At 38.1% G+C, this 14,162-nt stretch carries 9 protein-coding genes and 2 CRISPR repeat arrays; of the genes, 7 read left to right on the forward strand and 2 right to left on the reverse strand.

Going from position 1 to position 14,162, the window contains the following annotated elements; genetic code table 11:
• Nucleotides 1-44: 44 nt before the first annotated feature.
• A complete protein-coding gene (locus ABE099_RS04730) occupies nt 45-1,235 on the reverse strand; it encodes a transcriptional regulator (RefSeq protein WP_430027835.1) in 1,191 nt (396 codons plus the stop codon).
• Nucleotides 1,236-1,757: 522 nt separating this feature from the next.
• Between ABE099_RS04730 and ABE099_RS04735 the strand changes: the two genes are divergently transcribed.
• Nucleotides 1,758-2,840, forward strand: coding sequence for an L-rhamnose/proton symporter RhaT (locus tag ABE099_RS04735; RefSeq protein WP_430027837.1), 1,083 nt, complete (start codon nt 1,758-1,760; stop codon nt 2,838-2,840).
• Between the two features lie 123 nt (nt 2,841-2,963).
• On the opposite strand, the gene ABE099_RS04740 is transcribed toward ABE099_RS04735, so the two are convergent.
• Nucleotides 2,964-3,542, reverse strand: a complete 579-nt coding sequence (locus tag ABE099_RS04740; RefSeq protein WP_430027840.1) for a TetR/AcrR family transcriptional regulator — start codon at nt 3,540-3,542, stop codon at nt 2,964-2,966.
• A gap of 278 nt (nt 3,543-3,820) precedes the next feature.
• Between ABE099_RS04740 and ABE099_RS04745 the strand changes: the two genes are divergently transcribed.
• The 6 genes from ABE099_RS04745 to cas8c all read left to right on the forward strand — a co-directional run bounded on the left by ABE099_RS04745 (nt 3,821) and on the right by cas8c (nt 14,126).
• Entirely contained in the window at nt 3,821-5,515 is a 1,695-nt protein-coding gene (locus tag ABE099_RS04745; RefSeq protein ID WP_430027841.1) for an oleate hydratase, read from the forward strand.
• 270 nt (nt 5,516-5,785) lie between these two features.
• On the forward strand, nt 5,786-6,325 hold the full coding sequence (locus ABE099_RS04750; protein ID WP_430027843.1) for a general stress protein: 540 nt from the start codon (nt 5,786-5,788) through the stop codon (nt 6,323-6,325).
• A gap of 303 nt (nt 6,326-6,628) precedes the next feature.
• Nucleotides 6,629-6,927: a CRISPR direct-repeat array (repeat unit 32 nt).
• Nucleotides 6,928-7,075: 148 nt separating this feature from the next.
• Entirely contained in the window at nt 7,076-7,960 is an 885-nt protein-coding gene (gene cas6 / locus ABE099_RS04755; RefSeq protein ID WP_430027846.1) for a CRISPR system precrRNA processing endoribonuclease RAMP protein Cas6, read from the forward strand.
• 212 nt (nt 7,961-8,172) lie between these two features.
• Nucleotides 8,173-8,670: a CRISPR direct-repeat array (repeat unit 32 nt; unit sequence GTCGCACTCTATGTGAGTGCGTGGATTGAAAT).
• A 193-nt stretch (nt 8,671-8,863) separates the two neighbouring features.
• On the forward strand, nt 8,864-11,302 hold the full coding sequence (cas3, locus tag ABE099_RS04760; RefSeq protein ID WP_430027848.1) for a CRISPR-associated helicase Cas3': 2,439 nt from the start codon (nt 8,864-8,866) through the stop codon (nt 11,300-11,302).
• A 203-nt stretch (nt 11,303-11,505) separates the two neighbouring features.
• A complete protein-coding gene (cas5c, locus tag ABE099_RS04765; protein WP_430027850.1) occupies nt 11,506-12,228 on the forward strand; it encodes a type I-C CRISPR-associated protein Cas5c in 723 nt (240 codons plus the stop codon).
• Nucleotides 12,225-14,126 (forward strand): type I-C CRISPR-associated protein Cas8c/Csd1, encoded by a 1,902-nt coding sequence (gene cas8c, locus ABE099_RS04770; RefSeq protein ID WP_430027852.1) that lies wholly within the window; start codon nt 12,225-12,227, stop codon nt 14,124-14,126. Before cas5c ends, cas8c begins: the two co-directional genes overlap by 4 nt.
• Nucleotides 14,127-14,162 lie beyond the last annotated feature (36 nt).

Raw genomic sequence — 14,162 nt, forward strand, 5'->3', positions numbered from 1 at the left:
AATGAACGTTTAAATATCACTGTAATAATAGTTAGCGAGCAAAATTAAGATAGATTTAATCCATTTTTATAGTAATACAATGATAACTCCCTAGCAAAATCAGTGTATCGGTCTAATGTTAAGTAATTGTTTATTCCTCCAAACATATTTCTTTGCTTTTTTAGACTTAAGTAATCTTTGAAACGATCTAATACAATGTCAATATTAAAATTATGCTTATTTGCCGCAGTTACAATGTAGTAAATACCAATAAAAATTTCAGATTCTCTTGCAGCAATATACTCAACATAATCCTCTAAAACCTCTACATGTCCACCCATGAGCTGGTACAAATAACGGTTAGCCTCTGCCCATTCTGAAAATTGTCTTATCATAACCTCTTCTTCTGCCAAAGGATGATCTACCCAATCAATATTTTCATACATATCTACATATTTCAATGCTTTTTCGTATTCGCCTAGCTGATAATAAACATCACCATATATGAGATAGGCGTACAAGATGTAAAATAGAAGTGGTTTAACTGTTTTGCGTTTTTGATTGCTTCTACCAAATCGTTTATAGTGCTTCGTTGATTTGTCTAATAATGTAGCCGCATGTTGTTCTACGCTTTTCCATCTGCGTAAAGAAAGGTGTATATTGATTACTTCATTAATTGCATCTAATTGATATTCCTCTTCTAAACGTTCCACATAGGGCTCAAAACTAGTAACAACAATCAAGTTATTGACCTGATCTTCACCTAGCTTCAACATAAACAAACGATACTGACATAATGCTAAACGTTCTGAATGCTGATTACGTTCGCTTTCTGAGATACATTCATATAGTAAAATTGCTGCGTCTTTTTTTCCCTGTTGTCTAAATTCCTCAGCCATATCAAATAGTAATGGGAGATAGCTTAAATTATCTAGCATATTTTTGAGAATTTTTTCGATGTAGTTTAATTTATCTAATTCAGCGCAACGGCGTAGTAGTGGTCCTAACCTTCTCCAATCGGGACTTTCTTGCTCAAAGCATTCCTTTATGTAAATATCGTATAGAAAACCTGAATCACACTGCATTACTTTTATTAATTTATCTAAATATTGAACAGCCACTGGTCTCCTTCCACTAATAATATTACTTATTGTTCCTACATTCATTTCTGCTAAAATAGCAAATTGATTCATGGACAACTGGTTATTTGATAAATACTGTTGTAAGTATGAACGAATGGTAGTAATAGAATTCAAAAGGACCACTCCTTTTAAAATAAATTCTAAGTTTTCTAATAATAATTTTTATATTATCTAACCGTTTTGAATAGGTCAACTTTTACCAAAAAACGATATTATTAGAATTATGCAAAACTAGTATCTTAAAATTACGAGAATATTAGAATTAAAATATTTTTGGTGCGAACCCCAAGCTCACATGAAAATCCCAGGTCCTTCGCACCACGCGCCCCACAAGGGATTGTGGATTTTTTTCCGTTTTTTTGATATGATAAGAGCGCTTTAAAAGTTCCTTCGCACTTTTGCGCCTGAAAACCCTTGTCCCATAAGGGATGAAAAGTGGCGCTGTGTCGCACTCTGTGTGAGTGCGTGGATTGAAATAGATAAGCCTACTGTATCTTGCCGGACCCAGTAGAGTAGCACTCTGTGTGAGTGCGTGGCTTGAAATATCAACACAAGTCTTCAAAGATCCTTTCATTTGCGCCCCACTCTATCCGAGTGTGCGTATATATAGACTTTAATTACTAGGAGAGTGCTACCTTGCTTTATGGTTTTTTGATTTTATTGTTGGGCTGCTTATGTCAAGGTAGCTTTGGATTAGGGATGAAAAAATATCAGCCTTTTTCATGGGAAGCGTTTTGGACTTTATTTTCTGTGGTTGGTATTTTGATCATTCCGATTGCTTGGACTTGGCTGGAAGCACCACAATTTATGACGTACATAATGGAAACAAAGCTAGAGGTATTAGTACTAGCTTCTTTTTGTGGTTTTTTATGGGGGATTAGTGCGATTTTGTTTGGCAAAGCCGTAGATAGTATTGGTGTATCATTAACCTATGGCATTAATATGGGGATTTCTGCATCTCTAGGCTCGTTGATTCCACTAATCCTGTTTGGTCAAATTCCAGTCGCAAGTTCATTTATAACACTGTTACTTGGCATGGTTGTGATGCTGGGTGGAGTTGGGGTTATTACCAAAGCAGGCTTGGACAAAGAAAAACTAATGAGCCAAAGAGAAGGTCAGCTTGTACAACAAGGACAGATGCGATTGGACAAAACACAGGTTCAAAGAAAAGCACAAGTGAATTCTGATGAAAAGACTACCAATAGAGGTTTATCTCAAGGCATCCTCATGGCTTCTTTAGCGGGGCTTGGTTCTGCGGCGATGAATATTGGTTTTAGTTATGCAAATCAGACTTTAGCGATCGCAACCTCGCATGGTGTAAACGCAGTAAGTGCCAGCTTAATTCCATGGGTGATCACATTGTCCGGGGGATTTGTTGCTAACTTTGCTTATTCTTTTATGAAGTTAATTAAAAATCGAAGCTATCGGGACTATGTTGCAGTAGGGGCAGGGAAAGCGTATGGCAAGGCGCTGGCAACGTCTTTGATTTGGTTTCTGGCACTGGGCTTTTATGCAAAAGCTTCCGTCATGTTAGGCCCACTTGGTGCAAGTGTAGGTTGGCTTACCTTTAATGGTCTTGCGTTAATTGTTAGTAATGTATGGGGGCTCCTTGATGGAGAATGGAAAGGGTACGATAAACCTAAACGTTTGCTTCTAGTCGGAAATGCCTTTTTAATTATTTCTTGGATTATTGTTGGTATTGCTAATTCCCTTGCATAATAGGTAAAATCTTAAAGCCTGATTACTAGATTTACGGATTATAAGTTCGACTGAGCTATCTGTATATAAATGATAATCTAGTTTAGATTAGATTTAGCTATTTAGAATCAGGCTTTAATGATGTTAACTACTCACTTTATACTTTTCAATGGCACCTACAATATTACCATCCATCAGTTTACTAACTTTACGTACAATTTCGATTGGATCTGTGTTGGCACCTGACTTTAACCACTGAATCACTTGCTCTAGCACAGCCAATGAATAAAAGTCTGCAATAATTTTACGATCCTCTGTACTTACCCGACAAACATTGCATTCATCAGCTAATTCATTCACAATGCTTATCATCATATGATAAATGACACCATACAAAAAGTTATCAAGATGCTCTCGCCCTAATGAATTAAAGGTGTTGAGGCATATTGTTTTGTTGGTCTGTGTGTAATTAAGTACACTTAAAAAACCTTTCTCCCATTGGGAAAAGCTCCGATATTGCTCTAAACCCTCGATCACTTCAATCTGGTATACCCATCCCAACAGCTCGTATATGTCTTGAAAATGGTTATAAAAAGTATGTCTCGTTACTCCACAATCCGCAGTTAGCTCCTGAATCGTTATTTTATGAAGGGGTTTGGTGAGCATGAGTTTTTTTAACGATCTCGCCAGAGCATTTTTTGTTACGTGAGCATAGCTTGCCATAAGTTACCTCCTAAACCATTTATACTTAGTTCTAGTTTAACAGTCAAATGAAGCTTCCTCAAATTTTGCTACGTTATCTTCCTAATTCAACCTGTCATTTGGATAAAAATCAATGATCATTATTACGCATTACACAATATCGGGATTATGTGTAATTTTGATACAATCTTATTTATATGTTCATGGCTTCTGTTCTAAGAAGTGGATATAGTGAAATTAATTACTAGATATTGTCCTTTGTTACATCACTATTTCATTTCAGAGAGGAAGAAAGACAAATGGGAAACTATCAAAGAATTAATCCAGTTGTACAAGAAGGCATCTCTTCAAAAAAAGCTTATTTAGTTGGTGGTGGGATTGCCTCATTAGCAGCAGCAGCATTTCTAATTCGTGATGCTCATATGCCAGCAGGAAATATTCATATCCTTGAACAATCAGACATTTTCGGTGGGTCAATGGATGGTGCAGGTAACGCGAAAGATGGATATAGCGCTCGTGGTGGACGGGAAATTGAAGAGCATTTTGAATGCTTTATGGACTTGTTTGGCTTCATTCCTTCTTTAACGAATCCACATCGGACTGTGTTGGATGAATTTAGAGAGCTAAACTTGGAGGAGCCGATTGAATCTCATTGCAGATTAGTTGAAAAAGCAGGGAAAACCGCAGATTTCTCTACCTTAGGTTTATCCACCTCTCATGCTTTACAGCTAGGAAAATTAGCGATGTTAACGGAAGAAAAGCTAGGCGCAACTACGATCGAGCAATTTTTTGATCCAACTTTCCTAGAAACAAATTTCTGGTACTTCTGGCGTTCGATGTTTGCGTTTGAAAACTGGCAAAGTGTTGTAGAAGTGAAGCGCTATATGGAGCGGTTTATGCATCTTATTTCTGGTATGAACCAGCTTAAAGGTATTTTGCACACAGAATACAATCAATATGATTCCTTAATTCTCCCATTATTGAAATGGCTTGAGGAGCAAGGAGTACAATTTGACCTTGGACATGAAGTTGTGGACTTTGATTTTGATTTTAATAATGGTGAAACGACTGCAACAGCAATCCATTTAAAAGTGAATGGAAAGCCATCTACAATTAAAACAACTAAAGATGATATCGTGATGTTTACGAATGGTTCGATGACTCAAAACTCTACTAGAGGTGACATAGATCATCCAGCGATCATTAATGATTCCATGACAGATCGTGGGTGCTGGAGTGTATGGGAGAAAATTGCCCCTAGATCGTCTCAATTCGGGAATCCAGAAGTATTTTGTGGCGATATTGATAAAACAAAATGGTTATCTTTTACCATTACTTTAACCGACGATAAAATTTTATTCCCATATTTGCTAGATTGGACAGGAGATTTGCCTGGTATGGGTGGAGTCGTAACGATTAAGGATTCAAGCTGGATGATGTCTTGGACAGCACCAAAGCAACCACACTTTATTAATCAGCCTGATAATGTCAAAGTACTATGGGCATACGGCTTATTAGTAGACGAGGAAGGAGATTACATTAAGAAAAAAATGAGCGATTGCACAGGTCGCGAATTGTTTGAGGAATTACTTTACCATATGGGACTTAAAGATTCCATTCCAGATATTTTGAAAACGACAACTAACGTTATCCCTTGCATGATGCCGTACATTACATCTCAATTTATGCCTCGTGTATTAGGAGATCGTCCAAATGTAGTGCCAGAAGGTAGCACGAACTTTGCTTTCCTAGGTCAATTTGCAGAAGTGCCAGACGATTGTGTGTTTACAGTTGAATATTCTGTTCGCTCCGCGATGATGGCTGTGTATTCTTTACTTAACCTTGAAAAAGAAGTGATTCCGGTCCATCCAAGTAAATTTGATGTGCGTGTATTGTTGACCGCGGTGAGAACTTGTCTCGGTAAAAAAGATTTGCCACTGGACAAAACGCTTGGTGAAATTATCGGGGGAACGGTGTTGTCGAAGCTACTGTAGGTTGATTTATTAAATATGAGAAACTAGCTGGATAAAAGTTTGAGTAAAAAAGTGGGATGAAGTTAACGTTTATAAAGTGAAGTAAAGTGACTTATAAATATTATTCTAGCCTAGCTATATTGAAAGGGAGCAGTCCTGTACCAATATGGTTAGGCTTTTTTGTATGAATTCTTTTTTGTGAAAACTTATAAATTATTCTCTATTTCTTAAATTGCGAATATTTGATTGTAGCTTATAATGTAGCATAAGGGGGGCGAGCATAGATTGAGGATGAAGCTAGCAAAAAGATTAAACTACTTATATTCAGGAGAGATGGCATCTTTTATTTTATTTATACCCTTTAGCTGGATGCTGAATTATTTGTTTCCTCACTTAAAGTTATTTAGGTTATGTTCATTTTGGATTTCTTTTATTTTATTGGAGTTTATTTTGCTTCAAGGCACGATATATTGGGGTGGAAAGCTTAAACGGATCAGAAATAACGAAATACCTGTCCCGCTTGCTACTGTAAAGCAGTCAATCCAACGTTTTAAATTGTTTAAAGTAATAAATATGGTTATCCTTGGGGCTGGAATATTAGCTTTCGGAATTGATTTAGTTAGATGGAATTTGGATTCGACAGTAACTTCTGCGGGACTGTTTGTGGCAATGGGAATCTATACTTTTGCACTTTTAGAATTTATTAATTACTTTTACATACAACTTGCCTATGATAATCTAGCCGACATCAGGAATTTATTTACTAATGGAAGATTAAAGCCTTCTTGCATAAATAAAGAGATTAAACGAAGTATTGAAATTGAGGAATGAGCGTGCAAAGGGAAAGATAAATAGAAAATAAAAATGAGCAGGGGAGGGAAAATAAAGAAGAAAATAAGATCAAAAAAATGAAGAAACAGTTAATTTAACATTGATTATTGTAAGTTAATTGAAAGTTCAAAGTTTGGTGCGAACCCCAAGCTCACATGAAAACACCGGGTCCTCCGCACCTCGCGTCCCACAAGGGTTTGTGGCTTTTTTGGTGTTTTTTTGCTATAATTAAAGCGCTTTAAAAGTTCCTTCGCACTTTTGCCCCTGAAAAACCTTGCCCTGCAAGGGCTGAAAAGTGGCGCTGTCGCACTCTGTGTGAGTGCGTTGATTGAAATTTTTTGGCCCTGTAAAACAAACATGCATAACGCGTCGCACTCTGTGTGAGTGCGTGGATTGAAATCATATTCAATTTTTGTTAGAATATCCGTTTACTCAGTCGCACTCTGTGTGAGTGCGTGGATTGAAATAAAAAGTAGACTGCCCCTATGAACTTGCATCAAAAGTCGCACTCTGTGTGAGTGCGTGGATTGAAATAACAAGCTGAGGGAAATCTAAATCAATATCTGGAAGTCGCACTCTGTGTGAGTGCGTGGATTGAAATAAGGAAGTGAGCGAACGGTGTGATCCATTACTGGCTGGCGCACTCTGTGTGAGCGCGGATTTAGATGGTATTTAAAATGAAACGATTACAATATTCAAAGGGCCACACTCTATGTTACTGTGCAAATAGAAATACTTTAGGAGAATACTATGAATCGTAATAAATCCCCTTTTTCATTAACGTATTTACCTTTACTCATAAGATTGGAATGTCAAGAGAAAACACGGTTACCGCTTTTTTTAGGCTCAACACTTCATGGAATAATGGGTTGGACATTGAAGAAATACAGCCCAGAATCCTACTCTTATTTATTTGAAAATAAACGTATGGGCGGGGGGAAGCAAGATATTGTAAACCCGTATTTTATTGAACCTCCAAGATCAAAAACTCATTTTGAGAAGGGTGAGCTGTTAAGTTTTTCATTTGTACTGGTAGGAAATGCCCTTCATTATGCAGAAGCAGTAATTGACGCGTTACATCAGAGCGAAAATTTTGGGTTAGGTGCTCAGAGAACTCCATTTGTCCTCAAAGATATTTTACAGGGTGCTCAATTTGGATACGTATATAATGAAGCTGGATTAAATAAATTCGCATTGTTGCCTGAAAATATTAATACTTTGTCTGGACATGAACATGCTACTTGGTGTTCTATACATCTCTTAACTCCCCTTCGGATCAGGCGTAATGGCAAGTTGGTTGAGGATATAACTTTTCCAACTATCATTCGTAACATTACAAAAAGAATTGAAATGTTAACAGAACGATATGGAGGTTATATTAACACTGAGCTTGCTAACTCTAGCTGTGAATTAGCACTCTCAGTAAATAGGACGGTTTCAGCTTTACATTTGAGTCAAATGCACCGTTTTTCTAATCGTAAAAATGAATCTATGGATTGGAGCGGAATGCTGGGAGCTTTGCAATTTGAGGGTGATTTATCTCCCTTTATACCGTGGATAAAAGCGGCACAAGTATTACATATAGGTAGAAATTCTACATTCGGATGTGGAAAGATTGATTTGATATATTTGTAGCTACTTTATATTAAAATATTGAATGTATAAAATTAATATATTTTGGTGCGAACCCCAAGCTCACATGAAAACCCGGGGTCCTCCGCACCTCTTGTCCCACAAGGGTTTATGGCCTTTTTGGTGTTTTTTTGCTATAATTAAAGCGGTTTAAAAGTTCCTTCGCACTTTTGCGCCTGAAAACCCTTGTCCTGCAAGGGCTGAAAATTGGCGCTGTCGCACTCTATGTGAGTGCGTGGATTGAAATTCTAAAGTCAACGTAATATGGTTCGTTCCTGTCGTTGTCGCACTCTATGTGAGTGCGTGGATTGAAATCTTCGTCTAATGGCGCAAACTCACGAGACGTTTCGGTCGCACTCTATGTGAGTGCGTGGATTGAAATCAAACAGGATCAAAGAGTGCATGACATTGTTTTGTCGCACTTTATGTGAGTGCGTGGATTGAAATGGATCACGAAATCTCTGTATATGGCAATATGCTGATAGTCGCACTCTATGTGAGTGCGTGGATTGAAATTGCTCCAATAGATAGAGGTGTGATGTCATTAACGTCGCACTCTATGTGAGTGCGTGGATTGAAATCGCATAGCGAATGAATATGAAAAATAGGAGTGATTGTCGCACTCTATGTGAGTGCGTGGATTGAAATTTAGTTGGCTTTGTGGGAATACAGAAGGTACGAGTCGCACTCTATGTGAGTGCGTGGATTAAAATATCATGCCTTCGGTAAATGCCCCTAAATACAGCCCGTCGCACTATATACGAGTACGGCTTTTCTACCTACATTACTCTCTAAACCACACACATGATGCCCCTACTAGAAGAGAGAGCATATTAAGAGAAGCAGGTTAGCTTGTCTCTCTTACTTTCGTTTTATCCATTAAAACACTCTCCAGGAGGCCTTCATATGGACTACATTGCACACATAAGATCAACAGATGGTAAAATTCAGACAGTTGCGGAGCATTTGTTAGAAGTAAAGGCATTAGCAGAAGATTACGGTAGCAAATTAGGCGTTCAGCATATGGCAGGTCTCGCAGGGATGCTCCATGATCTGGGGAAATACACTCCAGAGTTTATGGAGTACATCACACTTGCTGTACAAAATCCAGATGCACCTCCTAAACGGGGGAGTGTAGATCATGCTACAGCAGGTGGAAGACTATTATTTAATTTATTTCATAACCCTGCGGCGAATGGTAAATATACAGCGATGTTAGCGGAGATCATTAGTAACTGTATAATTTCGCACCATGGTTACCTGCACGATTATATTAGTCCTGAGCTACAATCAACTTATTTAAAGCGAGTTAGGGACAAGGAACTCCTTCATTTTGATGAAGCTGTGGAGCTATTTTTTCAGCATATTATGACTAAGGAGCAGTTAGAGCAATATGTTATTGAAGCAAGTAAGGAACTAGAAACTATTTTACATAAAAATGAGAATACACCCTCTGAGCAGACGATTATGCTGTTAACTAAATTTATTTTTAGCATGCTTCTTGATGCAGATCGGACCAATACAAGATGCTTTGAAGAAGCAGAAGAACAAGATGAATCCACCTCTTTTAATGTACAAGTCTTATTTCAAACCTACTATGACCGGCTGATAGATACGCTAGAGAACTACGCAATTCAAGAGGATGCGGACACACCTATCAATAAGCTTAGGGCAGAAATGTCTCAGCAGTGTGAAAACTTTGCAGGATGCCCTTCTGGCATCTATACCTTATCCATCCCTACAGGGGGCGGAAAAACGTTAGCGAGCTTCAGATATGGGTTAAGACATGCAATCAAGTACAACAAGAAAACAATTATTTATGTGGTGCCCTACACTACGATCATTGAGCAAAATGCAAATGAGCTACGGAAAATCGTGCAGGATGACAGATATATTCTAGAGCATCATTCAAACATCGTGATACCAGATCAGGATGATAACAATGATGAAAATGAAGGCATCATGAACTTAAATCAACAATTTCAGCTTGCACGAGATAATTGGAATTATCCGATTATTTTTACAACGATGGTACAGTTTTTAAATGCTTTTTATGAGGATGGCACGCGTAATATTCGCCGTTTACATCATTTAAGTGATGCGGTCATTATTTTTGATGAGGTACAAAAGGTGCCTGTCACTTGTATTTCATTGTTTAATCAAGCGGTGAATTTTTTGGACGAATATGCGAACTCTAGCATTTTGTTATGTACGGCGACACAACCAGAGCTAGATTTTGTAAAACACAAGTTAAATATTCAGCCACAAGGGGAAATCGTCAGTGATTTGCACTTAGTGACCGAAAAATTTAAGAGAGTAAACGTGATTGATCATACAGAAGATGGTATGACTACTGAGAGCTTAACGGAATTTGTATTACAAAGGTCGAGAGAGCACATTAGTATTTTAATTATTTTAAATACGAAAGGTGTCGTTCGAGCTTTATATGACAGGCTAAAGCAGGAGGATAGTGAATTATCCATTTATCACCTTAGTACATCCATGTGTGCCACGCATCGTTTTGACATATTAGACAAAATTAAGGACGATCTGAAAAATAAAAGACCTGTCATTTGCATTAGTACACAGCTGATTGAAGCAGGTGTAGACATCAGCTTTGAATGTGTGATTCGTTCGTTAGCAGGATTAGATTCCATTGCACAAGCGGCAGGGCGCTGTAATCGTCATGGGGAAAACAAGTTTCAACCTGTCTATGTTATTCACCATATGGAGGAGAAAATAGATGCATTAGCTGAAATTCAAAAGGGACAGCATATTACGGGCAAAATATTTACTGATCTAAGACGTAATCCTAATGAATATGGTGGAAATGTGTTATCTTTTTTAGCGATGCGCAAATATTTCCAAGAATTTTATACCGAATTTAACAATAAGCTAGATTACCCGATTGCCAAGCTACAAAAAACGATGACTCAACTTTTAACGGGGACAAAGGTAGAACGTGACTCTTATTATATGGATTATATGTCGAATAATAAGCAAAGTGGCTTGCCCTTGTTTTTAGTTAATAGTTATAAAACCGCCGCAGAGCATTTTCAAGTGATTGAGGAAAAAACAACGGCTGTCCTTGTTCCGTATGGCGAGGGAAAAGAGATTATTGCAGATCTAAATGGTCAGCACAACATTAAGAGCTTATCGGCTTTGTTGCGGAAGGCACAACGTTATATGGTCAATATTTATCCTAATGAAAAAGAGAAGTTGTCTACAAGTGGGAGTCTCGTCAGCTACTTAGATGGAAAGGTATTGGCGCTTAAAGGTGGTAGTTACGATGAAAACTACGGTATAAATCTGGAAGGGGATAGCTTTAGTCCATATACGTTTTAAGTGAAAACTTCACAACGATGAAGCGATTATCTATTACGTAGAATAAACAAGGCAACGCTAGAAAATGGCGTTGTTTTTGTTTTTTTGTCAGTTGACGTCATAAATTGAGAGGGATATTATGGGAATATAGATATATAAAATGGGTCTATTGGATGATATATCTATGGAACCCATCATTTTAATAGAAAGGAGGAAGTGCAGGCATGAGAAATGGAATCGAATTTGTAGTTTATGGAAATTATGCGTTGTTTACAGACCCTTTAACCAAGTTAGGTGGAGAGAAGCTATCGTACAGTGTACCTACGTATCAAGCACTAAAGGGTATAGCGGAAAGTATATATTGGAAACCCACTATTATTATGGTCATTGACAAGGTACGAGTCATGAAGCCGATTCGTATGGAGTCCAAGGGAATACGTCCTATTGAGTATGGGGGTGGGAATACGCTAGCGAACTATACATATTTAAAGGATGTTTGCTATCAAGTGCAATGTCATTTTGAATTTAATCCTCATCGACCTGATTTAGAGCATGATCGTAACGAGCACAAGCATCATAACATCTTGAAGCGTTCCTTGGCGGCAGGGGGACGACGAGATATATTCCTAGGCGCAAGAGAATGTCAAGCTTATGTGGAGCCATGTGTTTTTGGTGAGGGGAAAGGATTTTATGATGACTACCCTGGTGAAATTCATTTTGGCAATATGGTGCATGGCATTAATTACCCTGACGAGACGGGTAGAGATCAGATGGAGATTAGATTGTGGAATTGTACTATGAAGCAGGGTTATATTGATTTTATCGAGCCACAAAAATGTAAAGAGATTCGTCCAGTGAGCGTTATGCATGCTAAGCAGTTTAAAAATAATCAGATACAAGCTGTGGATGAGCTATGGACGCAAATCGAAATGGAGGATAACAGATGAGTTGGTTACTCCGATTATATGAGACGTATGATGCCAACTTGGGTCGAGTTGGTGATACTGAGCATGGCTTGCGAGGAGACTTTACCTTATTGCCGATTTCACATACAACGCAAAATGCACATATTACCGTTGATATCACTGAGGATGGGGAGTTTCATTCGGCAACTCTTAATAGCAAGGAGGATTTCAACACAATTATTCCTTGTACAGAGCAATCTGCAAGTCGCGCTGGCTCTAAAATCGCCCCTTATCCACTACATGATAAGCTCAGCTATGTTGCGGGCGACTTTGTTCAATATGGCGGCAAAATTAAAGGCGAGGAGCCTTTTTCATATTATATTCAGCAACTAGAGGAATGGGCAAATTCACCTTATGCGTGTAGTCAGGTTAAAAGTATTTTTCGTTATTTAAGCAAGCGTACCTTAATCCGTGATTTAGTAGCTCAGAAATTGATATTTTTGGATGAAAATGATCAACTCATTTCTAAATGGGATAAAAAATATGAAGCGCTGTATAAGGAAAAACCAGAAATATTTTCTATCGTTCCAAGTGAGCAGGAAGCCGCCTTTATCCGCTTTAACGTATATTCACCGCACAAAGTACTAGAAAAAACGTGGAAAAGCAAGGAAATGTATGATTCGTTTGTACAGCACTACAGTCATTTATTGGGTGAGATGGATTACTGTTATGTGAAGCGAGAATGGCTTCCTCGTTCTGATAAACATGCTAATAAAATTAGGAATGCGGGAGATAAGGCAAAATTAATTTCAGCAAATGATACCAGTGGCTTTACCTTTCGTGGACGCTTTGTAAATAGCAGTGATGCAGCAAGCATCAGCTATGAGGCTTCTCAAAAAGCACATAACGCACTAAAGTGGCTCATTCAGCGGCAAGGAAAGATTGTAGATCAACGTGTATTTTTAGTGTGGGGAAATGATGTTCTGGACGCGCCAGACCCTAACGTAGATAGCTTTTCCATCGGGATTAATCCTGTTGCTTTTGAAAAAGTAAGCAATACCAATACTCCTTTTGCTAAAGAGGTTGCTAAAGCAATCTCAGGTTATCGGAACAGCTTAAAATCAGACGCTTCTGTTTATATTTTGGAGCTTGATGCGGCTACACCTGGACGGATGGCGGTATTGTATTATCGTGACATGGATAAGGAGATGTATTTAGACAAGTTAGAGGAATGGCATTCCACCTGTGCTTGGTTACATCGTTATCAGCGTGATGAGCAAGGAGAAGTGATTTCATTTTACGGTGCGCCTGCGACTAAGGATATTGCGTTTGCTGCATATGGCTCTAAAGCCAATGAGAAGATTGTTAAGGGCTTAATGGAAAGAATGTTGCCTTGTATTATGGACGGAAGAGCGATTCCACAGGATATTGTAAAAAGTGCTTTTTATCGTGCTTGTAATCCTGTTGGTATGGATAAATGGGAGTGGGAGAAGACACTTAGCATCACTTGTGCGTTAATTAATCAAAAGGAGGGGATTGGTATGGGTTTAGATACAGTTACTCAAGATCGTGACTACTTGTTCGGGAGATTGTTAGCGATTGCGGATGTGCTAGAAAGATTTGCTTTAGCCTCGGATGAAAAAAGAGCCACAAATGCAATTCGTTATATGAATTCTTTTGCGAAATATCCTGCAAGAACATGGGGAACAATCCAAGCGAGTATTCAGCCTTATCAAGCTAAATTAGGAACTCAATTACGTTACTGGACAAGCTTAATTGATGAGGTCGCTTCACAGATTGCAATTGAGGATTTTGATAATCGTCCACTTAGTCATAAATATTTATTAGGCTTTTATAGCCAACGCCATGATTTATATCAAAAAAAAGAGAAGAAATCGTTAGAAGCTGCTGACACATCTGAAAATGAATCTTCTATATAAATAAAAGAAAATCAAATCTATCTAACTAAAAAGGAG

It is taken from the genome of Paenibacillus turicensis (assembly GCF_050461185.1).
Lineage (GTDB): Bacteria > Bacillota > Bacilli > Paenibacillales > Paenibacillaceae > Fontibacillus > Fontibacillus turicensis_A.